This window comes from Rubricoccus marinus, from assembly GCF_002257665.1.
GTDB classification, from domain to species: domain Bacteria; phylum Bacteroidota; class Rhodothermia; order Rhodothermales; family Rubricoccaceae; genus Rubricoccus; species Rubricoccus marinus.
Genome location: NZ_MQWB01000001.1, coordinates 21986 through 45371, shown reverse-complemented (window position 1 = coordinate 45371; position 23386 = coordinate 21986). Strand labels below are relative to the sequence as shown.

Annotated in this window: 19 protein-coding genes and 1 riboswitch; of the genes, 13 read left to right on the top strand and 6 right to left on the bottom strand. The window is 70.3% G+C overall.

Translation table 11 applies throughout. The annotated features are described in order from the left end of the window. A partial coding sequence (locus BSZ36_RS19145; protein ID WP_094545154.1) for an N-acetylmuramoyl-L-alanine amidase occupies nucleotides 1-1438 on the top strand: 1438 nt, incomplete at its 5' end. Between the two features lie 95 nt (nucleotides 1439-1533). On the opposite strand, the gene BSZ36_RS00175 is transcribed toward BSZ36_RS19145, so the two are convergent. Together BSZ36_RS00175 and BSZ36_RS00170 are read right to left on the bottom strand one after the other, a co-directional pair. Next, nucleotides 1534-2121: a helix-turn-helix domain-containing protein gene (locus tag BSZ36_RS00175; protein ID WP_094545153.1), complete on the bottom strand. Its 588-nt coding sequence runs from the start codon at nucleotides 2119-2121 to the stop codon at nucleotides 1534-1536. A 164-nt stretch (nucleotides 2122-2285) separates the two neighbouring features. After that, nucleotides 2286-3497, bottom strand: coding sequence for a trans-sulfuration enzyme family protein (locus tag BSZ36_RS00170; protein ID WP_094545152.1), 1212 nt, complete (start codon nucleotides 3495-3497; stop codon nucleotides 2286-2288). Between the two features lie 79 nt (nucleotides 3498-3576). Here BSZ36_RS00170 and BSZ36_RS00165 point away from each other — a divergent pair, with 79 nt between their 5' ends. Beyond that, nucleotides 3577-4044, top strand: a complete 468-nt coding sequence (locus tag BSZ36_RS00165) for an Lrp/AsnC family transcriptional regulator (protein ID WP_094545151.1) — start codon at nucleotides 3577-3579, stop codon at nucleotides 4042-4044. 44 nt (nucleotides 4045-4088) lie between these two features. Here BSZ36_RS00165 and BSZ36_RS00160 read toward each other — a convergent pair whose 3' ends face one another. Continuing rightward, nucleotides 4089-5042 (bottom strand): hypothetical protein, encoded by a 954-nt coding sequence (locus BSZ36_RS00160; RefSeq protein ID WP_094545150.1) that lies wholly within the window; start codon nucleotides 5040-5042, stop codon nucleotides 4089-4091. A gap of 74 nt (nucleotides 5043-5116) precedes the next feature. Next, nucleotides 5117-6067 carry a ribonuclease III gene (rnc, locus tag BSZ36_RS00155; protein ID WP_218827491.1) on the bottom strand — a complete coding sequence of 317 codons (951 nt, stop codon included), beginning with the start codon at nucleotides 6065-6067 and terminating at the stop codon, nucleotides 5117-5119. A 142-nt stretch (nucleotides 6068-6209) separates the two neighbouring features. On the opposite strand from rnc, the gene BSZ36_RS00150 reads away from it, so the two are divergent. Continuing rightward, on the top strand, nucleotides 6210-7580 hold the full coding sequence (locus BSZ36_RS00150; protein ID WP_094545149.1) for an NAD-dependent succinate-semialdehyde dehydrogenase: 1371 nt from the start codon (nucleotides 6210-6212) through the stop codon (nucleotides 7578-7580). 43 nt (nucleotides 7581-7623) lie between these two features. Then, a complete protein-coding gene (locus tag BSZ36_RS00145; protein WP_179270938.1) occupies nucleotides 7624-8184 on the top strand; it encodes a DUF3592 domain-containing protein in 561 nt (186 codons plus the stop codon). 5 nt (nucleotides 8185-8189) lie between these two features. Here the strand turns inward: BSZ36_RS00145 and BSZ36_RS00140 are convergent, their stop codons facing one another. Beyond that, nucleotides 8190-10292: a putative bifunctional diguanylate cyclase/phosphodiesterase gene (locus tag BSZ36_RS00140; RefSeq protein WP_094545147.1), complete on the bottom strand. Its 2103-nt coding sequence runs from the start codon at nucleotides 10290-10292 to the stop codon at nucleotides 8190-8192. Between the two features lie 224 nt (nucleotides 10293-10516). On the opposite strand from BSZ36_RS00140, the gene BSZ36_RS00135 reads away from it, so the two are divergent. Continuing rightward, nucleotides 10517-10849 (top strand): hypothetical protein, encoded by a 333-nt coding sequence (locus BSZ36_RS00135; RefSeq protein ID WP_094545146.1) that lies wholly within the window; start codon nucleotides 10517-10519, stop codon nucleotides 10847-10849. Nucleotides 10850-10860: 11 nt separating this feature from the next. Here BSZ36_RS00135 and BSZ36_RS00130 read toward each other — a convergent pair whose 3' ends face one another. Beyond that, complete coding sequence (locus BSZ36_RS00130; RefSeq protein WP_179270937.1) at nucleotides 10861-13296, bottom strand: hypothetical protein; 2436 nt, start codon at nucleotides 13294-13296, stop codon at nucleotides 10861-10863. A 250-nt stretch (nucleotides 13297-13546) separates the two neighbouring features. Here BSZ36_RS00130 and BSZ36_RS00125 point away from each other — a divergent pair, with 250 nt between their 5' ends. The 8 genes from BSZ36_RS00125 (at nucleotide 13547) to BSZ36_RS00090 (ending at nucleotide 23357) form a co-directional block, all read left to right on the top strand. Continuing rightward, a complete protein-coding gene (locus tag BSZ36_RS00125) occupies nucleotides 13547-14944 on the top strand; it encodes an MBL fold metallo-hydrolase (protein ID WP_094545144.1) in 1398 nt (465 codons plus the stop codon). 113 nt (nucleotides 14945-15057) lie between these two features. Then, on the top strand, nucleotides 15058-15774 hold the full coding sequence (locus BSZ36_RS00120) for a hypothetical protein (RefSeq protein WP_143536689.1): 717 nt from the start codon (nucleotides 15058-15060) through the stop codon (nucleotides 15772-15774). A gap of 83 nt (nucleotides 15775-15857) precedes the next feature. Beyond that, nucleotides 15858-16123, top strand: a riboswitch (cobalamin riboswitch). Nucleotides 16124-16236: 113 nt separating this feature from the next. Further along, on the top strand, nucleotides 16237-18207 hold the full coding sequence (locus tag BSZ36_RS00115) for a TonB-dependent receptor plug domain-containing protein (protein WP_094545142.1): 1971 nt from the start codon (nucleotides 16237-16239) through the stop codon (nucleotides 18205-18207). After that, nucleotides 18208-19284: a YncE family protein gene (locus BSZ36_RS00110; protein WP_094545141.1), complete on the top strand. Its 1077-nt coding sequence runs from the start codon at nucleotides 18208-18210 to the stop codon at nucleotides 19282-19284. Nucleotides 19285-19353: 69 nt separating this feature from the next. Next, entirely contained in the window at nucleotides 19354-19581 is a 228-nt protein-coding gene (locus BSZ36_RS00105; protein WP_094545140.1) for a (2Fe-2S)-binding protein, read from the top strand. A gap of 82 nt (nucleotides 19582-19663) precedes the next feature. After that, nucleotides 19664-20380 (top strand): PIG-L deacetylase family protein, encoded by a 717-nt coding sequence (locus BSZ36_RS00100; RefSeq protein ID WP_094545139.1) that lies wholly within the window; start codon nucleotides 19664-19666, stop codon nucleotides 20378-20380. 251 nt (nucleotides 20381-20631) lie between these two features. Then, entirely contained in the window at nucleotides 20632-21291 is a 660-nt protein-coding gene (locus tag BSZ36_RS00095) for a deoxynucleoside kinase (protein ID WP_179271244.1), read from the top strand. Continuing rightward, nucleotides 21288-23357 carry a TonB-dependent receptor gene (locus tag BSZ36_RS00090; protein WP_094545137.1) on the top strand — a complete coding sequence of 690 codons (2070 nt, stop codon included), beginning with the start codon at nucleotides 21288-21290 and terminating at the stop codon, nucleotides 23355-23357. The genes BSZ36_RS00095 and BSZ36_RS00090 overlap by 4 nt, the downstream gene beginning before the upstream one ends. Nucleotides 23358-23386 lie beyond the last annotated feature (29 nt).

The following is a 23386-nucleotide window of genomic DNA, read 5'->3' as shown; positions in this document are numbered from 1 at the left end:
CGCCGGCGCCGAGTTCGGCGTGCCGGCAGACCTTCTCGCCTCCATCGCCTACGCCGAGACCCGCTGGGAAATGGTGGACGGCCACCAGGAGTTTGAGGGCATGGCCGCCGCCTCTGGCGTGATGGCGCTCCGCGACGCGCGCCTCGCCGACGGCGCCCGCCTTGCCGGCGTCTCGCAAGAGGCCGCCAAGAGCGACGTGCAGGCCAACGTCCGCGCAGCCGCAGCGTGGCTCAGCCGCGAGGCCGACAACCTCGGCATCGACCGCTCCGACCTCGGCGCGTGGGCGCCGGTCGCAGCGGCGTACAGCGGGATCGAGTTGCAGGCCGCCCAGTCGGCGTACGTGCACGGCGCCGTGTACCGCGCCCTGAACGAAGGCGTAACGGTTCGGGACGCCGACGGCAGCGTGCGCGGCACCATCGCGCCCCGCACCGTCGCCGCGGACTTCGAGCCGGAGGAGTCCGCCGCTTCGCTGCAGAAGAGCACGGACTACGGCCCGGCCATCTGGCGCCCGTCGCCCAACAACAGCGCGCGCCCCTCGGGCACGACCCCGAGCATGGTCATCGCGCACACCTGTGAGGGCTCGTACGCGGGCTGCTGGGGCTGGCTCGCCAACTCCCAGTCGGGCGTGAGCGCGCACTACGTGGTCAACGAGACCGGTAGCGAGATCACGCAGTTGGTGCGCGAGAACCGGAAGGCGTGGCACATCGGCGCGAGCTACAACAGCTCGCTCAACGGCGGCACGCAGAGCGACAAGAACGGACAGAGCTCGAACAACTTCACCATCGGTATCGAGCACGCCGGGTACGCCTCGCAGTCGTCGTTCAACACGGGGATGATCCAGGCCTCGGCCGAGCTCTCCTGTGAGCTGAGCGAGGACTACAACCTCCCGCGCGACCAGTACCACTTCGTGGGTCACGGCCAGCTTCAGCCGTACAACCGCACCGACCCCGGCGCGAACTGGCCCTGGACGGACTACCTCAACCGGATCAACACCGCCTGCGGCTCCTCGGCGCCCTCCGGCGAGATCATCATCGACAGCAACAACAACCTCAACGACACCAACAAGGGCTACATCAGCGTCTCCTCCAACTGGAGCTCCTCCAGCCACAGCACGGACTACCAGACCGGCTACTGGTGGGCGCAGACCGCCGCCGTCTCGGACGGTGCCTCGTTCTGGTTCTACATGCCGACCGCCGGCACGAAGACCATCGACGCGTGGTGGGTGGCCGGGACCAACCGGGCCCCTTCGGCGCCGTTCATCATGTACAACGCCAGCGGCTCCACGGTCGGCTCGAAGAACGTGAACATGCAGGCCAACGGCGGCAAGTGGAACACGCTGGGCACGTACTCCTTCACCGCAGGCTGGAACCGCGTGATGCTCTCCCGCTGGACCACCGGCGGCTACGTCGTGATCGCAGACGGCGTGCGCGTGCGGTAGCACGCCCCCCTCCCACCACAGAAACCCCGCCAGAGGCTCGGCCTCTGGCGGGGTTTTTCGTGCTTCGGATCCGCCTCTGGCGCCAGAAGCCGGGCTCAGTCGTCGCCGCGGAGCGCGAGGAGCGCGTCGGGGCGCGTAGCGGCCACCTTGATGAGTTGGGCGCCTGGACCGCGGGGGATGCGGCGCTTCTGCTCCCAGTTGCGGACCGTGGCGAGCTTGACGCCCATCAGTTCGGCCATGCCCTCCTGCGTCTGGCGCAGCGCCTCGCGGACCGAGGCGAAGTCGCTCGGGTCCTCAGCGCGGGCGTCGGCGAGCTTGAACGTGGTCTTGCCGCCCTCGCGGATTTCCACGAGCACGCCGCCGTCGTAGACGACCTCGCGAACGGCCTTGGAGGACGACGCGGAATCAGCGGCGGTCAGTTCGGGCTTCTCCGTCTTGGAGAACACGTCGCCGAGCAGGATGCGCTCGGGCGACTCCACGAAGTAGCGCACCTGGCGGACGCCGCCGCGCTTGCCCTGGCTCCGGTCCGCCCACCGAACCTCGCGCCACGCGTCCGAGCCCTCCACGAGTTCACCGGCGTCGGGGTATTGGCCGAGGCGGATGAGGAGCTTGCGGTACGCCTCGTCAGCGAGACGGTCGGGGCGGCGGGAGGCGAAGGGGGCGAGTTCGGCGAACGCGATCATAGAGAGTCGGGAATGTGTGCCCGTTGTATGCGGCGCGCACGTCGCCGTTGCAAGATCGTGCGCCAATGGCGCCGCTTCACCCTATCATCACGCAAGAGGCCTCTGGCGGCTCCGCAAGCGGACGTTCCAAACGGCCTCTGGCGCGTCGATCAGCGCCCCTCCTTCTACTCTGCTAGGACCGCGCCAGAGGGGGCGAGCCGTGCCGCGCTTGCGAGCGCGCCCTCCAGATCGGCCCACAGCGCGTCGGCGCTTTCCAGCCCGACCGAGACGCGCAAGAGGCCTTCGCTCACGCCGCCTTGCGCGCGACCGGCCTCGCCCACGACGCGGTGCGTGAGCCCGGCCGGGTGCTGGATCAGCGTATCGACCGAGCCCAGGCTGACGGCGGGCGTCATGAGCTGGACGCTGCGGAGCACGCCAGAGGCCATCTCGTGACCGGCGACTTCGAAGGCGACCATCGTGCCCGGGCCGTCCATCTGCGTGCCCAGTAGGTGCGCGTTCCCGTCCAGGCCGGGGAAGTAGACGCGCTGCACGTCGGGGTGCGCGCTCAAGCGACGTGCGAGATCGGACGCGGTGGTCTGCGCGCGCTCGATGCGGACCGGGAGCGTCTGGAGCCCGCGGTGCAAGAGGTAGCCGCCGAGCGGGTGGAGCAGCGCGCCCGTCGCCACGCGTACCTGACGGAGCTTGCGCGCCCACGCCTCGCCGCAGGCCACAACGCCCGCCACCACGTCGCCGTGGCCGCCGAGGTACTTCGTGGCGCTGTGCATGACCATCGCGGCGCCATGCGCCAGAGGCCGCTGCAATACGGGCGTGGCGAACGTGCTGTCCACCAGGACGGGCACGCCAGCGGCCTGCCGGACCACACTCTCGATGTCCACGAGGGCGAGCGTGGGGTTGGTCGGCGTCTCGGTCATCACGAGCGCCGTGTCGGGCCGGATGGCGTCGCCGACGGCCTCTGGCGAGACCCAGGTGGTCTCGACGCCGAGCAGGTCGCACGAGAGCAGGTGGTCCGTGGTCCCGTAGATCGGGCGGGTCGCGACGACGTGGTTCTTGCCCTCCATCTTGGCCGCCAGAAGCACGGCCGTCAGCGCCGCCATGCCGCTGGAATACGCGACCGCGGCCTCGGCGCCTTCCAGGTCCGCGAGCGCGTTCTCGAAGCGCGCGACCGTCGGATTGAGGAGGCGGGCGTAGACCGGGTTCTCCGCTGTCGCGTCTCCACTTACGAGCGCGTCCAGGCTGGCCGTGGCGCGGTCCAGATCGGTAAACGGGTACGTGGACGAGAGGTCCAGCGGGAGGGCGTGGACGCCGAGCGTGCGGAGGTCCTCGCGGCCAGCGTGGACGGCGCGCGTTTCGAGGTCGGGGCGGGAAGGGATCTGCATGCGTCTATCCGGAGGATGTACCGTATGGTAGAATCCTGTCCGGCTGTTTCCACCCCGCCCGAAGTCTATTCGACCCACCATGCCTCAGCGAGACCTCGACCGAACCGACCGCCAGATCCTGGCGCATCTGCAGAACAATGCGCGGCTCTCCAACAAGGAGTTGGCCGCGCGGCTCGGCGTCGCGCCTTCGACGGCGCTGGAGCGAACGCGCAGGCTGGAGCGCGAGGGCGTCCTCGCGGGCTACCACGCGGAGGTGGACTTGGCCGCCAGAGGCACGCCGTTGCAGGCGCTCGTGTCGGTCTCATTGCGGCGCCACCAGCGCCCGCTCGTGGAAGCGTTCCAGGCGCACGCGCTCGCGCTCCCCGAGGTGGTGCAAGTCTTCCACACGACGGGCCAGAGCGACTTCCTCGTCCACGTCGCCGTCCGCAACCCGGAGCACCTACGCCAGCTCGCATTAGAGGCCTTCACGGACCGCGACGAGGTGGCGCGCATCGAGACCGCGCTGTTGTTTGACCACCGCCGCGCTGTGGCCTCGGGCGAGGACTGAGCCCGCCTCTGGCGCCAGAGGCCGAGCGCCCCACGCCGCGCGCGTTACATCCAGAGCACGCGCGCCTGGACCCAGTCGCCAGAGGCGCAGGTGGTCAGGCGGCGCGGGCCTTTCAACCTGTCGGGGAGGCCGGGAGGCGCGTAGTCCGGCGGGAAAAGGCGGCCGCTCGCGGCGTCGCCGAGGTGCGTGATGGCCTCGGCGTCAGGGACGTAGGCGCCGCGGGTGTAGATCAGTTCCCCACCGCCCAGCGAGAGCGCGGTGTAGGCCTCCCCCTGCTCGTCCTCGCGGGTTTCGGCGGAGCCGACGGTGACCTCGCGAGAGCTCTGGCGACAGCCGGCGAGCGCGAGGTCGGTGCGCAGGCTTTCCGCGCGGCGGTCCGAAAGCCATCCGACGGGCCCCTCGCCGGCATCGCGCGAGAAGCTGTGGAGCAGGCGCCGGGCGCGGAGCGGGAGGCCCCTGGCGGGGACCAGTCCGCCAGAGGCGAGATAGAACGGGCGCCCGACGACGTACATCCCCTCGGGCCGACGCCCGCGGGGGTCTGGCCCCGAGATCCAGTCCGTCGCCCAGAGCACGAGCCGCGCGCCGTCGTGCGCGAACGACTGGCCGCTGGCGTCGAAGTCCTCAACGGTAAAGGAATAGGCGGGGCCGCTCGTGCCAGAGGCCAGCACGTCCACGCGCCAGTAGGCGACCGCGAGTCCGTTGGAGACCGCCTCTTGCGTGGCGACGATCAGGTCGCGCTCGCCGTCGCGGTCCAGATCGGCCTCGAACGCGGCGAAGTCGCCGGCCTGAACACCTGCGGCGACGGGCCATCGCGCGAGGCGTTGCGCGCCTCGGTCGACGCGTATCGTGGCCTCGCCGTTTGCCTCGGCACGGCACACGCGCAAGGCTTCGTGCTGGGTGCACACCCCCTCGCTGGCGCGCTCAGGAGCGGGAAAGGGCGTGAGGGGCTGCGCGGCGGCGCCAGAGGCCAGCGCAAGGGCAAAGAGGAGGGTGCGCATGGGGACGGAGAGGGCAGGCGTCAAGAACGCTCCCGGGCTCTCCCCTAGCCTCCCCAGTCTGGGGGAGCCTTCTCCTAGTTGTCCTCGGGGCGCCCGATCATCTTGCTCGGCGCGTCGCCCTCTGGCGTGGGGGCCGGGGTACCCGCGGCGCCGTCGCCGGAGGTGTTCAGGCTAGCGCGGAGCGTGGTCAGCGCCTCGCGGGCGGCGTGCTGCTCCGCCTGCTTTTTGGAACGCGCCGTGCCGCGCCCGCGCGGGACCTCGTCCACGACGGCTTCGACGGTGAACTGGCGGTCGTGGCTCGGGCCCTCCTCCGCGATCACGTCGTAGGTCGGCTGGCCGAGGGCGCGGGCCTGGACGAACTCCAGGAGTTGGCTCTTGAAGTTGGTCCGCTGCTCCGCCGCGGCGTTGAGGTCCACGCACCGGTCCAGCACGTCGTGCACGAACGTGCGCGCGGCCGTAAAGCCCTTGTCGATGTAGATCGCGCCGACGACGGCCTCGAAGGCGTCGGCGAGGATCGTGGCGTTGGTGCGCCCGCCAGAGGCCTCCATGTTGTCGGAGATGAGCACCAGCGGCGCGAGGCCGATGGCCGTCGCGAAGGTGGCGAGCGTCTTGCCGTTGACGAGGTTCGCGCGCGTCCGCGTCAGGAAGCCCTCGTCGTGGTCCGGGAAGCGCCGGTAGAGCCGCTCGGCGACGACGGCGCCGAGGATGGCGTCGCCCAAAAATTCCAGTCGCTCGTTGCTCTCTGTCCCGTCGGTCGGCTGACCGCGGAAGATGGAGCGGTGCCGCAGCGCGTGCTCGTAGAGGTCCAGCGAGCCGATGGGCCCGCCGACCAAGCGCTCCACGTCCTCGCGCTGGACGCCCAGCGGTGAGACCTCGCCGACCGAACTGCCGGGCCTCTGGCGGAAGCGGTCCAGGCCGCGGCGGAGCGGTTTGGCGGGCACGCGTAGCGCGCCCGTCAGCGCGGTGCGGGCAGCGCCGGTCCAGGATCGGAAGAGGCGCGTGCCTCGTCGGGGGGTACCGTCCACAGTCAGGGTCTCGAACGCGAAATAGGCGGAAGGGTGTGGGCTCGCCAGGGGGCTCAATGTCCCCACATGCCGCGCCGAGGGCAAGCGCGTCTGGATCCCTACACGCCCGTTCGGGTCCGATTCTGAACGCTTCCACACTTCTATGCACGCCTTCACCACGACGGACCCCGCCAGCGGCGAGACGCTCGGCTCCTACCCCGCGCTTTCCGACGCCGCGCTCGACGCTGCGCTCCAGACCGCGCACGACGCGTGGACGCGCCATCGCCAGAGGCCTCTGGCGGAGCGGGCCGACGGCCTCCGCCGCGTGGCGGATTTGCTGGAGCAAAACGCCGACGAGCACGCGGCGCTGATGACGCGCGAGATGGGCAAGCCTCTGGCGCAGGCCAAGGCCGAGGCCGAGAAGTGCGCGTGGGTGTGCCGCTACTACGCCGAACACAGCGCCGCTTTTCTGGCCGACGAGCCCGCCGAGACCGAGGCCGAGTGGAGCGGCGTCGCGTTCGAGCCGCTGGGGCCGGTCCTCGCCATCATGCCGTGGAATTTCCCCTACTGGCAGGCCATGCGGTTTGCCGCGCCTGCCGTCATGGCCGGCAACGTGGGCCTGCTCAAGCACGCCGAAAACGTGCTCGGCTGCGGCGACGCGCTTGCGCAGCTGTTCCACGACGCCGGCTTCGAGAGAGGCGTGTTCCAGCACATCATCGTGCCGGTCGAAAAGGTAGACGGCATCATCCACGACCGGCGCGTGGCGGCGGTCACGCTGACCGGCAGCGAGCGCGCGGGGCGCGCGGTCGGCAAGGCCGCGGGCGAAGCGCTCAAGCCGTGCGTGCTGGAGCTCGGCGGCTCGGACGCGTTCGTCGTCCTGGACGACGCGGACCTGGACCGCGCCGTCGAGATCGGCGTGGCCTCGCGGACGCAGAACAACGGGCAGAGCTGCATCGCGGCCAAACGGTTCATCCTCCACCGGGACATCGCCAACGCGTTTACCGAGCGCTTCGTCGCCGCGATGGAGGCGCTGACCGTCGGCGATCCCACGCAAGAGGCCACCGACCTCGGGCCTCTGGCGCGAGAGGACCTGCGCGACGGGTTGCAAGACCAGGTGAGCCGGGCGCGGGCCGAGGGCGCCGAGGTCCTCACCGGCGGCGAGATCCCATCGGGCGAGGGCTGGTACTACCCGCCGACGGTTCTGGCAGGCGTCACGGAGCGCATGCTCCCCTTCCGCGAGGAGCTGTTCGGCCCCGTCGCCTCGCTGACCGTCGCCGAGGACGAGGCCGACGCCATCCGGCTCGCGAACGCGACGCGCTTTGGACTCGGCGGCGCCGTCTTCACCGGCGATCGCGCCAGAGGCGAGCGCGTGGCGCGGCAGATGGCCTCTGGCGCCGTCTTCGTCAACCAGATGACCAAGAGCCACCCGGCGCTGCCGTTCGGCGGCATCGGCGCCTCTGGCGTCGGGCGCGAGCTGGCGCGGCAGGGCATCCGCTCGTTTGTGAACCAGAAGACGATCTGGATAGAGGGCTAGGCTTTGTGTGGTCCGTTACCCGGCGGGGCGACGCATGGGCAGCGTGACGCCATCCCCCCTCGTGCCGCCTCGCCGCCTCCGTTCTCTCGCTGCGCTCGCGCTCGGCGCCCTCCTCGCTGTTGCGGGCGGGCACGCGCTGTGGACGGAAGGCGCGAGGGTGCTCCGCGCGCAGGAGCTCGCGGCATGGCCTACAGTCCCGGGCGAGGTGATCTACTCGGGCGTGGGCCGCCGCGCCCCGCTCCGCCAGAGGCATCTCGGCCTGTGGCCGCTCGGGAGCCTGGAGCACCGCGCCGTGGTGCGCTACCGCTACGCCGTGGGCGGCACGCCGTACCTCTCGGACCAGATCTCGCCGGGCTCCGCCAGAGGCTACCGGAGCGCCGCGCGCGCGCGCGAGGTGGCCGCGCGCTATGCCGCCGGCCGCGCCGTGCAGGTCCGGTTCGATCCGGCCCGGCCGGGCACCGCCGTACTACACGCAGGCAACCGCGTGAGCCTCTGGCGCCTCGGTGTTGGTGGCCTCGCCTTGCTCGGGGGTCTCGCGAACGCGTGGCGCGCCTGGCGCCGCCTGGCCCCTGGCGCGCACCCGGAAGCCGGCGCCAGAGGCTGAGCGGGCTACGCCCGGACGGACTCCCAGAGCGGCGCCCACGAGGGGACATCGGCGCGTACCAGGGTGCTCATCACGTCGGGCGCCAGAGGCTTGCCGAAGAGGTAGCCCTGGCCGTACTCGCAGCCCATCTCCCGCAGCGCCACTAGGTGCTCAGGCGTCTCAATGCCCTCGGCGACGATGTCCTTGCCCAGCGTGTGCGCGAAGCCGACGACGTTGTTCACCATCGCGAGCGCGGACGCGTCCTCGTGCATGCGCTGCACGAACGCCCGGTCCACCTTTACGGTGTCCACCGGCAGGGCGTGGATCACGCTCAGCGAGGAGTAGCCCGTGCCGAAGTCGTCCATGGAAAAGCGGAGGCCATCGCGGCGGAGCTCGTGGAGCACGGCGGCGGCGCGCTGCGGGTCGTCCACGAGCAGGCTCTCGGTGATCTCCAGCGTGAGGCGCTCGGCGCGCCGCGGCTCCGCGCCGACGATCCCCCGGACGCGCTCGGCGAAGCGCGGTTCGTGGAGGTCCCGGGCCGAGCAGTTGACCGAAAGCGTGAGGTCGATCTCGCGGCCCATCTCTGCCTCCCAGCGCTCGAACTGGCGCAGGCCTTCCTGCATCACCCACCGGTCCACCTCGCCGATGCGGCCGATCTCCTCAGCGATGCTGATAAACACGTCGGGGTAGAGCAGCCCGAGCTCCGGGTGCTGCCAGCGCACGAGCGCCTCCATGCCACTCAGCGCGCCGTCCGAGAGGCGCACGATGGGCTGGTAGGCCACGCGCAACTCGTTCCGCTCGGCGGCGCGCTCCAGGTCGGCTTCCAGGCGGCGGCGGCGGTCGCTGGCCTCGCGCAGCGCGGGCGTGAACAGCCGCCACCCGGCGCGGCCGTTCTTCTTGGCGTCGTACGCGGCGAGGTCGGCCTCGCGGAGCACGTCGCCAGAGGCCTGCTGGTCCTCGCGCCCGAGCACGATGCCGACCGAGAGCGTGACCTCGCGCAGCGTCCCGCCGAGGTCAAACGGGGCGTGGACCGCGTGGGAGACGCGCGCGGCCGCGGCCACGGCGTCGTCCTCGCTCTCGATCTCGGTGAGCAACAGCGCGAACTCGTCGCCGCCGATCCGCGCGACGGTGTCGCACTGCCGAGCCTCTCGGCGCAGCCGCGACGCGAGCTGGACCAGAAGCTCATCGCCGACGCTGTGCCCCAGCGTGTCGTTGACGGCCTTAAACCGGTCAAGGTCGAGGTAGAGGACGGCGAAGTCCGTCTCGCCAGAGGCCACGAGGGCGTCCAGGCGGAGGGTTAGCAACGTGCGGTTGGCGAGCCCCGTGAGCGGGTCGTGGTGCGCCTGCCGCTGCAGCTCCTCTTCGATGGCCTGCCGCTCGGTGACATCGCGCGAGGTGACCTGAAGCCGTACGATCTCGCCGCTGGCGTCGCGGAGCGTCTCGGTCAGCGATTCCAGCCAGACGTAGTGGCCCTCGCTGTGGCGGATGCGGTACTGGATAAGCGTGTTGGCCTCCTGACCGTTCAGGATCTGCTCGTGGCTTTCGGTGCGGATGCGCTCGCAGTCGTCGGGGTGGAACAGCTCATAGGGGTCCTCGCCCACGAGGGCCTCTGGCGCGTAGCCCAGGATGGCCTCTACCGAGGGGCTGAGCCACTCGTACCGGCCGTCGGGTTGGTGGTGGCAGATCAGGTCGGTGAGGTTCTCGGCGAGCAGGCGGTAGCGGGCCTCGGCCTGGTCGCGCTCGGCGGGGGCGGAAAGAAGCGCGCGCGTGCCGCGCCGGAGCCAGAGGTACGGGACCACGAGAAGCACGGCGGAGAGCCACGAGGCCGCTGCGAGGCCGTACAGGTACGCGTCGGCGCCCGGGGCCATCGCGTGAGGGTCCGCCCCGAGCGCGGCGCCCATGTGGTTGCGGTCTAGCGCGCAGCCGTAGATAAACGCCACTGCCGCGAAGCCGAGCACGTAGGCGACGGGGACGGTTGGGAGGGTGGCGCGGCCGAGCGTGAACCGGGCTGGGAGCGAGCCCACCGCGACGGCGTCTTTGACGGCGCCAGAGGCGATCCCCCACAGCGCGGTCGCGATGAGGACGTACGGGACGGCAACACCGAGGAGGTGCCAGGTGTGGATGCTCATGTGGTGGGGCTCCGGGAGACGTGGCTCTCGGTATCGCAGATCGGCCCTCCCAGTTAAGGCGGACGCGATATCGGTCCGCTAGCGCCCCGGCTTGGCAGGCGCAGCGATGCCCAGCACCCGGGGCACCAGGCCCCGCGAGCAGAGCCGGGCCAGGCCTCTGGCGCCAGAGGCTAAAGCCGTCGGGGACGGAGCCGATATTCGGTCTGCCTCCCCAGCGTCCAGGTATGGATTCCGTCGCTCTCAGCATCATCGTCAACATTCTCTCCGTCGTCTTCGTCGGGTGGTTTTTCGTGATGGTGTTGCAGCACCTCTCGCGCTCGCAGCGAGAGGCGAGCGGGAAAAGCGCAGACGCGCTTAAAGCCACGCTCGGGGAAACCGAGGCCGAGGTCGCCCGCCTCCGCCAGCGGCTCGAAGCCGTCGAGGCCATCGTGACCGACGAGGGGTTCGACCTGGAGCGCGACGCGCGGCGCGCGCTGACGGGGGCGCCTCTGGCGTCGACGTTGGAGTTCTCGGCAGAGGAAGAAGCCGCGAGGCCACCGCGCCAGCGCGTGCGGTAGCGCACCAGCAGTTAGCGCACGACGGTAAAGGCGCGCGTTACAGCCCGCGCCCCTAGGGATGCCCGAACGAGGTACACTCCTGCCGCTATCCCACCGGGCGTCTCGAAGGCGTGATTTCCGCCTGCGAGAGGCCCGTCGTGAAGCAATGCGACCTCGCGGCCGAGCGCGTCGTACACGACGACGGTAGCCCGGGCCTCTGGCGCTGAGAGTTCCAACCAAACCGATGCAGGGCCGCGCGTCGGGTTGGGCGCGAGCGTCAGCGCGCCAGAGGACTCAGGCGGTTGGGGGCCGGCTGCGACAGGCTCCATCGGTAGCAATCGAACCAGACCTATCTCGCGGCGCAGATTCTCTTGGTCCCAAGCAAATATGCTCCCACCGATCAGCACTCTTCCATCTGCATCGATGTCGACCACGTCACCATAGTCGTGCGACGATGCGAGATCGAGTTGAACACGCCCATCTTCGCCCCAGGTCATATCGTGAAGCCCATCGCTGTCGGTCCGAAGCGCGAGAAAATCCGAGAAGCGGCCTCGCGACCGTGATCCTACGAGGTACACGCCCCCATCGTCAGTCACCGCGGCGGTCGAGATCGCGCCAATCTCTTCTCCCTCTATGAGGATCCGGGCCACTCCGAACCCCTGTCCGAAGGATGTGTCGATCTGCCCATCGGACAAGAAGCGAGCCACATGAGCAGCGTTTATCTGGCTCTGGCTCTCACCATCGTCGCCAGCCAGGAAGATGCGCCCCTGCGGTCCGATGCGGATTTCCGTTGCGTTGAATACACCGTCAGGATGTGAAACCGTGGCCGCTCCATCTGTCCCGAACGTCATATCACGTTCGCCAGACACCATGTAACGAATGATGTCCGGTGCTTTACCAAAACGATTCCGAACCTGTAATACACGTCCCTGAGCATCCACTGCAAATGGGTCCTCGGACCCTCCAGCGCCATTGAAGACGATACCGTTGGATCCATAGGATGGATCCAACAACCCCTCCGGCGTCACTTTATAAAACGCGGCTTGGCGTCGGTGCGAGCCCTTGAGAATGAACGACCCGTCCGGTAACCGTGCACCATCTGTCGTGATGTACTGGAAAAAATCCTCGGCGAGGAGGCCGTACCCTCCGTTCCCGAACGCCGTGTCTAGCCGACCATCCAATCCGATACGCCATATACTATAAAGCGCACCCGTAGCAGGCTCGGTCACCTGACCATATACGTAAACCCGGCCTTTCTCATCCATGTCTGCGTCTCGCGCACGTGACACTCCAGGCGGTGTGCTACGGGGAGCCCCATAGTCAAGGTCTCGTGCCCCATTGTTGAGGATGCGAATCACCTCACCCCCGCTGCCGAGAAGGGTGACGCTGCCTGAAGGGTCTGAGGGCTGAAATATTGCGACAACGCTTGCACCTGCGTTTGCTATTGGCGTCACAGATTTCCCGCTGATACCAAACGAGGGGTCGAGCAGAGCGAGTGTCTGCGGAGTCTCAAAGGGATAGCGCAGGACTTCGTTGTGCCTTTCGCTTGCCCCCTCACACCCGGACACGTACGCAATGACGACTCGGGGCGTGACGGCGAAGGTTGACGGGCATGGTGCGCCATCCTCCTGAGGGTAGCCGGCCGAGATAGATGCCACTGACTGCCCCTCATCGTCCGTGAGATAGATTTCGGAAGCCCGCGAGGTGTCTGCCAAGACCCAAGGCAAACGCATTCCAGGAGCCAGTGCCACGTGGTTCCAGGCCATCTGCTGAGCCGTTTGCCTAGCGACCCAAGTCGCACCATCACGGGATGTATAGAGCGCGCCATCCTCGGTCTTGATCCAGAGACTCTCGCCGGACACCCACAGGTCTGTCGCTGCGGGGGCGCCTGTCTCCATCCACGCCTCCGACCGCAACGACTGTACAGTTCCGCCGTCTGTCAGAGCGTATGCCACACCACGATAGACAGCCACCCTGAGGTGAGGCTCGGTGACCGGAAACGACACCCATCGCGTACGTACGTCGGCGGACAGATATGTCGAGTCCGTGCCTATGATGACGTACTCGCTGCCGAGCCAAGCCACATCCCTGATGTTTGTAGCAGGGAGGCGAGGAAGGGGCTCAGTCCAGGTCTCCCCATCATCGCTGGAGACGAGCAGCGCAGTTTCCCGGTCGGCAATCAAAAGCGCGCCGACCTGGTTACCCAGAGGGCCTAGGAAAGCGCTTCTTGAGAAGTCACGAAACCCCTCGAAGGCGACTTCCCAGGTTGCAGCGTCATCGGCTGATCGGTAGATGCGATACCCGTACCCTAGGTCAGAACGTGCGGAGAAGAAAACGTGGCTATCACTCGCTCCAACCCTATCTCCCTGAAACCCGCGCTCAATGCCGAGGAATGTGTCGACCCGTTCCCACTGGGCGATGGCCTCGAGAGGAGCAATGAGAATGAGCAGGGTAGCGAGGAGACGCATCGATTCAGTCGTAAAGGAATGGACGAAAGAGTAGCTGCAAACCCCGATGGCTGCCATGCCTTCCAGAGGGAGAGGAACACCGCTGGGGTCAGAAGCCACAGGATTGCGTGGAGGCCGACTGTATATCGACCCTGCCCACCCTCGCCGCGAGGCCACCGCGCCGGCGCGTACGGTAACGCCAGAGGCCTGGCAGCCGCGCCAGAGGTGGCGGGCGCGCGGCTATGTTGGCGCCGCACCTCTCCCCATCGCCATGAAGCTCACCTTCTGGGGCGCCGCCCACACCGTCACCGGCTCGCAGCACCTCGTCGAGGTCGCCGGCGGCAAGATCCTGCTGGACTGCGGCCTCTTCCAGGGCCGCCGCGCTGAGGCCCGGACCATCAACCGCGAGTTCTCCGCCGACCCGTCCACGATCGACGCCGTGGTCCTCTCGCACGCGCACATCGACCACGCCGGGCTGATCCCGCGCCTCTGGCGCGAAGGCTTCCGCGGGCGCGTCTACACCACCCACGCCACGCGCGACCTGTGCGCGCTGATGCTGCGCGACAGCGGCTACATCCAGGAAAAGGACGCCGACTTTTTCAACAGCAAGATCCGCAAAAAGGGCCAGGAGCCTGTCGAGCCGCTCTACACCGAAGAGGATGCCGCGAGCGCGATGGCGCACTTCGTGAGCCTGGACTACGACACACCCTTCGAGCCTCTGGCGGGCGTGGAGTGCGTCTTCCGCGACGCGGGCCACATCCTGGGCTCGGCGACGGTCACCCTCACCGTAACCGAGGACGGGCGCCAGAAGCGGCTGGGCTTTACCGGCGACCTCGGCAACCCCGGCCGCCCCATCCTCCGCGACCCCGCGCCGATGCCGCCTGTGGACTGGCTCATCTCGGAGAGCACCTACGGCGGCAAAGAGCACGAGCCCGTCGACCAGGCCAAGGCGAGGCTGGGCGAGGTGGTCAAGCGCACCGCCGCCAGAGGCGGGCGCGTGGTCATCCCGGCGTTTGCGGTCGGGCGTACGCAGGAGTTGGTCTACAACCTGGACCAGTTGGAAAACGAGGGCACGCTGCCGCCCATCCCGGTCTTCGTGGACAGCCCGCTGGCCGTCAACGCGACGGAGATCTTCCGTCAGCACCCCGAGTGCTACGACGCCGATCTGTTGGAGTATCTGCGCAGCGACCCCAACCCGTTCGGCTGGGAGCGCCTGGAGTACGTCCGCAAGGCCGCGCGCTCCAAGGAACTCAACGACATGACGACGCCCTACGTCGTCATCAGCGCCAGCGGCATGGCGGAGCACGGCCGCATCCTGCACCATCTCCGCCACACCATCGGGGACCCGCGCTCGACCGTCCTCATCGTCGGCTACCAGGCCGAGCACACGCTGGGACGCCGCCTCGTAGAGCGCCGCGACGAGGTCAAGATCTTCGGGCAGGTCCACCGCCGCAAGATGGAGGTGGAGGTCATGAACACCTTTTCCGCCCACGCCGACGAGCCAGGCCTGATCGACTGGATCGGCAAGCTGGACCGCCAGAGGCTGCAGCGCACTTTCTTCGTCCACGGCGACCCGGAGCGGCAGGCCAAGCTCACGAGCGCGATGGAGGCCGCTGGCGTCGGCGGGAAGGTCTCGGCGCCCGCCCGAGGCGAGACCGTAGAGCTGTAGGCCTCTGGCGCCAGAGGCTGGGGCATGACGGGCATCGGCGCGGGGTCCGGTAGGTAGAGATGGAGGCTCACCCTCTCCATCGCGCTCTGCCACTGCTCCCCGTTGCCATGCCGATGCTCCGCCCCCTCGCTTCTCTCTTCCTGCTGGCCGCGGTGATCGCGCCAGAGGCCATCGCGCAGAAGCCGCAGACGCGCCCCCGCGTCCAGATCCAGTCCCGCCCGCAGGTCCAGATCACGCCGCAGGTGCGGGTCAACAACCTCCCGGCCGTCTCACGGGCCACGCTCCGGCGGGTAACGGTCCCGCTTGGTGCTCCCGACCGGATGACGTCTCCGGCCGCACGGCTCGACAACGCGATGCGGGCCGCCATCCTGACCGAAGGCACGGCCTCAGAGCCTTCGCCTCGCGCCGTCCTGACTGAGCTGGAGCTCACGGCTCAGCGCCCGTACAGCGACCTCGGGCGCGTCAACTTCCACGGGGCGAGCGTGGTCGAGACCAGCATCACGACCTACGACAACGGCAGCAGCACCGGCAACTACGCGCTCTTCCCCCCGAAGACGGACCGGTACACGCCGCGCCTGGAGGTGGAGCTGGAACTAGAGAGCCGGACGCGCTACCTCCTGGACTTCCGGATCGACGTGGGAGGCGGGAGCAGGGGCGGCACCCTGAAGCTGAGCGGCGCGGGCCTCAACAGCCTCCACCCGTTCGAGGCCGGCGCGCACCACCTTCTCGCGGTCGTCGAGGCCCCGTGGTCCGGCATGACGACGCTGTACCTCTCGTCCGAAGACCAGCAGTTCTACTTCGACGGCCTGGAGGTCTCGCGCATCGAGTAGCCTCTGGCGCCAGAGGCCGCAACTTCCCGTGGCGTCGGCGCGAGCCGTCCCTACCTTGGGGCCGTCGCCTCTGGCGGCTCGCTCTTTTCCATTCCGCCTCGGGTCCGCGCACGCCGCGGACAATAGGGAAGCCGGTGACGACCGCCCTCTGCGCCTCTGGCGCCAGAGGCCGTCCATTCCGGCGCTGACCCCGCAACTGTAGGCGGCCCGCTCGGCCGGTGCCGACGCGCGCGTTCACTCCGACAGGGGGAAGGACGCGCGCCGAGCCAGCCGAGCCGCTCGCGCCAGAGGCTTCTGGCGTGCGCGACGGGCCGCGAGCCAGGAGACCTGCCCGAGACGAGTGGCCCCACGGCCACGTTCGCTCCACCGCCTCCGGGACCCGAGGCGCGGCCCCCATTCGCAGACGCCCCGGCGGCGCTGTGTGCTGGCCCGTGCTTCTCTTTTTGAGGCGCGGGCTTTTTCATGCACCGCTTCGCCGCTCTCCTCCTGCTCCTCGCCTCTGGCGTGACCGCCTCCGGCGCCCTGTCCCCTGCCCGGGCGCAGGAAGTGCGCGAGGACAGCCTGGCCGCGATCAGCGTCAGCGCCGCACGCGTGCCGCTGCCGACGCCAGAGGCCCCGGCGCGCGCCACCGTCCTCAGCGCCGAGAGCGCGCAAGAGGCCGGCGCCACGACCCTCGCCGAGTGGCTGGAGGCCCGCGCGCCGCTCCACGTCCGGCGATACGGCCCGGCGGGCCTCGCGACGATCACGGTGCGCGGCGCCTCGGCGTCGCAAACGCTCGTGCTCCTGGACGGGCAGCCGCTGGCGGACCCGCAACTCGGCCAGCTCGATCTCTCGCTGCTTCCAACGGCGCTGCTCGGCGGTGCCGAGGTGCTCCACGGCGGCGGCGCGCACCTGTACGGCTCCGGCGCCGTCGGCGGCGTGGTCAGCCTGCGCTCGCCCGAGGCGCGCTCGCCTCTGGCGCTGACGACGAGCGCAGGCGCGTGGGGGCGTCGGACGCTCGGCGCGACGGCGCACGCGAGCCACCTGACGCGCGTGGGCCGCTGGCGCGCGATGGCCGCCGCCGAGACCGAGGGCGCCGACGACGACTACGGCATCGTGGACCCCTCGCGCCTGGACGGCCGCGTGGACCGCCGCGCAGGCTGGGACCGCCAGAGGCGGGCGGGCGTCGCGCGGCTCTCGCTCGAAGGCGCCAGAGGCGCGGCGAGCGTGACCGCGTGGGGAGTCGACGCCGAGCGCGGGCTGGGCGGGACGGACTCGGTCGGCGCGCGGCAGTGGGACCGGATGGGGCGCCTCGCCGTCGCCGCGAGCACGCGCCGCGGGCCTCTGGCGCTCGGCACGTCGGCGGCGTTCCAGAGCGGCCTCTTGCGCTACGCCAGCCCGTTCGACCTGGGTACGGCGCAGGCCACAGGCGCGGCGCCCATCGACGACACGGGGCGCACGCGCGTCGCCTCGGGAGACCTCCGCGCGGACTTCGATGCCCGCACCTGGACGCTTTCCGCCGTGGCCTCTGGCGCCAGAGGCACCGCCGATCATCCCAGCCTGGCCTCTGGCGCGACCGACGACCGGCTCGGCTTCGCGCTCTCGGCGGCTTCCGCTCGCGGCCGGCTGCGGCTCTACCCCGCCCTCCGCCTGGACCACCACGTGCCCGCAGGCGGCGAGACGCAGACCGCGCTGAGCCCGCGGCTCGGCGCCAACCTCCGCCTCGCCAGAGGCTTTCACCTCAAGTCCAGCGCCGGGACCGCCTTCCGGATGCCGACGCTCAACGACCGCTTCTGGCGCCCCGGCGGCAATCCCGACCTCCTCCCGGAGCGGTCCGCCTCCGGTGACCTCGGCCTCGCGTGGGCCTCTGGCACGAGCGGTGCCGAACTGACGGTTTTTGCCGCGAGCACGCGCGATCAGATCGTGTGGCGGCCTCTGGCGGGCGGGGTATGGAGCCCGGTCAACCTCACGCGCACGCGCGCCATCGGCCTGGAGGCCAGCGGCCGCGTTGCTCGCACGGCGCGGCTGTTCTCGCGCGACGCGCTTCTCGACCTCGGCGCCGTCGGCACGCTGACCGACGCTCGGGACCGGTCCACGCCTGGCGCCCGCTCGTTCGGGCAGCAGCTCCGGCTCGTCCCGCGCTGGACCGCGAGCGCCTGGGGCGGCCTCGAAGTCGCGCGCCTCGCCAGAGGCGGCCTCTTGCGCCGCACCACGCTCCGCCTCGACCTCGGCGTGCAGGCCGTTGGCCGCCGCTCCACGACCGACAGCGGCTCGCTCGCGCTCCCGGCCCACGCCGTCGTGCGCGGGCAGGTGCGCCTCTGGCGCGAGATCGCGGGGTCCCGGCTCGCGCTCGGCCTCGCCGCCGAAAACCTCCTGGGCGCCCGTTACGAGGTCGTCCCCACGTACGTCATGCCGCCGCGGCACCTCCGCGGCTCCCTCACCCTCACGCTCTAGATGCCCCGCCTTTCTCGCCTCGCCCTCCTCCTCGCGTTGCCCCTGGCCCTCGCCGCCTGCGACTCCACCGACCCCGAAGGCAACGCCGACGTCGCGGGGGTCTACGTCCTCAACCAGGGCGCCTTCGGCAACGACGCCTCTGGCGGCGTGACCGTCTACGACCCCGAGACGATGACGGCCAGCGCCCTCACGGCCCCCGGCGGCCTCGTCCAGGCCGGTGCCATCCGCGACGGGAAGCTGTACCTGCTCCTCAACTTTTCGGACTCGTTCTCCACCGGCAGCGGCCGAGTGGACATCATCGACGTCGCCACGGGCGCGACCGAACGGCAGATTGACGTCGGCACGCCGCGCGGCATCGCGTTCGTCGGCGGTACGGCGTACGTCACCAACCTGTACGGCGCGAGCGTGACGCCCATCGACCTCGCCAGCGGCACGGCCGGCACGCCGATCCCGGTCGGCGAGAACCCCGAAGGCATCGTGGCCTCTGGCGACGAGCTGTTCGTCGCCAACTCCGGCTTCGGCACGGGGACCACGCTCTCGGTGATCAGCACGAGCACGAGCGCCGTGACCGAGACGGTCGAGTTGACGTGCGCGAGCCCCAACGAAGTCATCGCGGACGCCGACGGCGACATCTGGGTCGTATGCAACGGCACATCGGACTTCTCCACCGGCGAGGTCACCGAGCCGGGCCAGGTGCTCGCCGTCAACGCGGCCTCTCGCGGGATCGTCGCGCGGTTCCCCAGCAGCGGGCTGCTCGGCGGCGCCGCGCTGGGCCAGGATGCCGCCTTCGACGCGGCCGCGGGCTTCCTTTACGTCATCCAGTCCAACCCCAACGCCGACGACGCCATTTTCCGCTTCGATACGCAGCTCAACGCGTTCGAGGCCGAGAGCCCCGTCTCCGGCGGTGACCTCTCGGGCGTCGGCTTCGCGGGCGGCCGGTTCTACCTCGCGCGGCTGGACCCGGACAACCCGTTCTCCGACAACGGCACGGTCTCCATCCAGGAACGCAGCGGCAACTTCGCCGGCTCCTTCGACGCCGGGATCGTCCCCGCCGCCTTCGCCGTCGCCCTCGACTAATCCGCGCGGCCTCTGGCGCGGTGATGCGCCAGAGGCCCAGGTTTCTCGCCGCACGCCTCTGGCGCTGCCATGACCATCGACCGCTGCCTCTGCCACGGAACGCTCTACGCCGACATGGCGGAGGCCGCGTGCGCGTCGGGCGCGGAGACGATCCCGGCGCTCCAGGACGCGATCGACTTCGGCCACGGCTGCCAGCTGTGCCACCCGTACGTGCGCCGGATGCTCCGAACTGGGCAGACGGTCTTCCACCGCGTCGTGACCGAGGAGGACGAGCCCGCGCCAGAGGCCGCGCGCTAACGCCGCCTCTGGCGCCCCGCCTGGGCCGGGGTGAAACGGACGCCAGAGGCCCCGCGTGAACGCGGTCCCTTCCCCTCTCGCGATGACGCTCCTCTACATCTTCCCCCACCCCGACGACGAGTGCTTCGGCCCCGCCCCCGCCATGGCGCGGCAGGTCCGCGAGGGCCACGACGTCCACCTGCTCACGCTCACCAAGGGCGGCGCAACGAAGCAGCGGCACCGGCTGGACCTCTCGGTTGAGGAGATGGGCGAGGTCCGCGAGAGTGAGCTTGCCGCCGCCGCGGACGAACTCGGCGTCCAGCTCACGGTCCTGGACTATCCGGATAGCGGCCTGGTGGACATGGACCCGCGCGATCTGGAGAACATCATCGAGCGCAAGATCACGGCCGTCAAGCCGGACGTCGTAGTGACGTACGCCGTGCACGGCAACAGCGTCCACCCGGACCACCTCACCACGCACGCCGTCGTCAAGCGCGCGTACTGCCAGACGCACGACGACCTGGCGGCGCGCGGCCCGAAGCGGCTCGCGCTGTTCACGCTCGTCCAGGGCGAGATGGAGGGCGCCGAGAGCCACCTCCACGGCTCCCCGCCAGAGGCCATCGGCGCGCGCGTGACGTTCGAGCCCGAGGACATGGAGGCGGCGCAGCGCGCCATTGCGTGCTACGAGACCTACGCCGAGGTCGTCGCCGAGCACCGGCCTCTGGCGCTCGTGGAGGACGGGGTGGCGTTCGTGCTCTTCAACGAGACGCACGAAACGGTTCTGGACACGATCACCGACCACTTCGAGTCGCGCGGCTGAGGCCGCCCGACGCCACCCGGGACATCACCACCGCCGGAGGCGCAGCGATCTCGCCATCCGGCGCTCGCGGCGGCCTCTGGCGCGAGCACCCCGCCAGAGGCCGTCTTCGCCATCGTTTAGGGGCGCGCGCGCCCGGTCCGCCCACGCCCTCCCGTACCTTCGCCGCGACCTTCCTCGCACCGATGCAGATCCCCCTCGACCTCCGCCAGAACGACGCCCCGCCCGCGACCGACGCCAGCGGCAAGCGCAAACTGTACGTCGCCGTGGCGGGCAACATCGGCGCGGGCAAGAGCTCGCTGACGCGCATCCTCGCGGAGTATTTCGGCTGGGGCCCGTTTTTCGAGAGCGTGGACGACAACCCGTACCTCGCGGACTTCTACGCGGACATGCCGCGCTGGAGCTTCAACCTCCAGGTGTACTTCCTCTCCAGCCGCTTCCGGCACCAGAAGGACATCGAGCGCGAGCCCATCTCCGTGGTCCAGGACCGGAGCATCTACGAGGACGTGGAGATTTTCGCCCGCAACCTCCACTACATGGGGTTGATGGACAGCCGCGACTACGAGAACTACGCGGCGCTGTTCGCCATCATGACGGCGTACCTCCGCCCGCCGGACCTGCTCGTCTACCTCCGCGCGAGCGTGCCCACGCTCGTCCGCCAGATCCAGAGCCGCGGCCGCGATTTCGAGAACGGCATCCGCTTGGATTATCTGGAGCGGCTTAACGGCCTCTACGAGGACTGGATCGAGCGGTACCCGCACCCGAAGATGGTGATCGAGACCGACACGCTGGACTTCGTCAACGAGCCGGAGGACCGGTTCCAGATCCTCAGCCGCGTCGAGAGCCGCCTCTACGGCCTCTTCCCCGAGCCCGCCGCCTCTGGCGCCGAGATGGGCAAGGGGGACCAGGGATGAGAAGCGGGCAGCGTCGGCGCGCGCGCCTCTGGCGCCAGAGGCACGCCGTCGCGCTTGTCCTGGCGCTCTTGGCCGCGGGCGCGAGCGCCCAAACGCCCGAACGACCCGCGCCCCCCACGACCGCGCCCGACTCGGCTGCTGCGCCAGAGGCGCAGAGGCCGGTCACAGAGATCGCGCCAGAGGCGCGGGACAGCAGCCTTGTAGCGCCCGCGCGGCCCCTGGCGGGACGGCCCGCCACGCCCGTCCCGGCGGTCACGTTCGCGCTCGACGCCGCCGACCTGTTCCGCGAGGCCGGCTTCGCCTACGACCTCGGCACGCCCGGCCGGACGGCGGGCCTCGCGCTCGACGGCATCGCTCCGGCGCGGCTCACGCTCTCGCTCGACGGGCGGCCTTTGGCGGACCTCGCGACGGGCGCGCCGCGCCTGGACGTGCTCCCGTGGGAAGCCGCCGACCGCCTGGCGTTGGCCGACGCCAGAGGCGGGAGCGTGGTGAGCGTTCTGGCGGGCTTGCGGCCGTTCCGGCTGGGCGTGCCCGTCACGGAGTTGCGGTACCTGCCGGGCGAGAGCGGCCTGCAGGTGGTCTCCGGCACGCACGCGCAGATGCGTCGGAGCCTCTTCGGGCTCGGCGGGCCGCGCGCGAGGATGACGACGACGGCGCACTTCGCGGGACGACAGGCCAACGGCCCCGTCCTGGGCGCGAGGCTCCGGCACGCGCACGCCATCGCGCGGCTGGCCATCGCCGCGCCGCGCTGGGGCGCCGAACTCGCCGAGCACTACACCGAGCGCACCGAGGGCGCGCGCCGAGGCGTCGCGATCGACGCCAACCTCTACGACCCGCTCCGCGCGTCCGTCCTCGACCCCAGCGCGGAGCGCCGCCTCTTGCGCAACGAGGTGGCCCTGAGCGCCCGCGTGCCGCTGGCCGGCTCGCGGCCTCTGGCGGTCTGGACCTCGTGGACGCGCCAGACGGCGCGCTACACGCCGGGCAGCGGCGCCGATACGCTCTCGGTCTCCGGCAACCGCTACGCAGCCGGCGCCACGCAATGGATCGGCGTGCTGGGCTCCACGCTGAACGCCTGGACCGCGCTGGAGGACGATCCGTGGGGCCGCTTCGACCCGCTCGGCGATGGGAACGCCCGCCTCCAGGCCCACGCCGCGCTCATGGACACACTCTCGCTCGGAGGCGTTCGCCTCGCGTTGCAAACCGGCGTGCAGTGGGTCTCCGGCGAGTCGAGCGGGTTCGACCCCGCCGTCGCGCTCCGCGCTGAACGCGGCGGGTTCCACGCCGCGTTCTCGTACGCCGCCGCCGTTCCGGGCCGAATCGAGCAGACGGGCTTCGCGCCGGCCCTTTCCGGCGAGGCCTTCGCCATCGGGCCGGGCGTAGGCGTAGGCGCCGCTCCAGATGGACGGGAACGGACGATGCACGCCGAGTTCGGCGCCAGAGGCTCGCTCGGCGCCTTTTCGTTCCGCACGCGCGCGCTCGGGCAGATCGTGACGGACGCCGCGCGGCTGGTCGTCTTGGAAGACGTGAGCACCGCCGCCGCGGACGAGGCGGCCTTCGGCTACGACCGCGCTGCGGGCGCTCTCACGCACCTCGGCACCCGAGGCCAGTTGGGCTGGCGCGAGGAGGCCTCTGGCGGCCTCTACGGCACGCTCTCGCTCGCGCTCTCCACCTGGGGCGGTGACAACCCGCTGGCGCGGCGCGTCGGCGAGGCCACGCCTTCTGTGTACGGGACGGGGCGGCTGGGCTACCGCGCGACGCGCGTGGGGACGGGGACCGCGGCGCTGGACCTCGGGATCGTCGCCAGAGGCTGGAGCGCGTTCCGCGGCGTGCGCGTCCACCCGGCCACAGGCCTCCTCGCGCTCGCGAACGAGGACGCTGCGCGCCTCCCCGCCCGCCCCGTCTTGGACCTCGACGCGAGCGTCACGTTCAGCCGCCGCGCGACGGTCATGATCCGCCTCGACAACGTCCTCGCGGGCGTCCTCTACGACGGCGCCGCGCTCGTGCAGGGCGAGCCTCTGGCGACGTCGCAGCTCCGCTTCGGGGTGTTCTGGGCGCTGACGGAGTAGCCGATGCCCCCACCGCCCCGCCTGCTGCC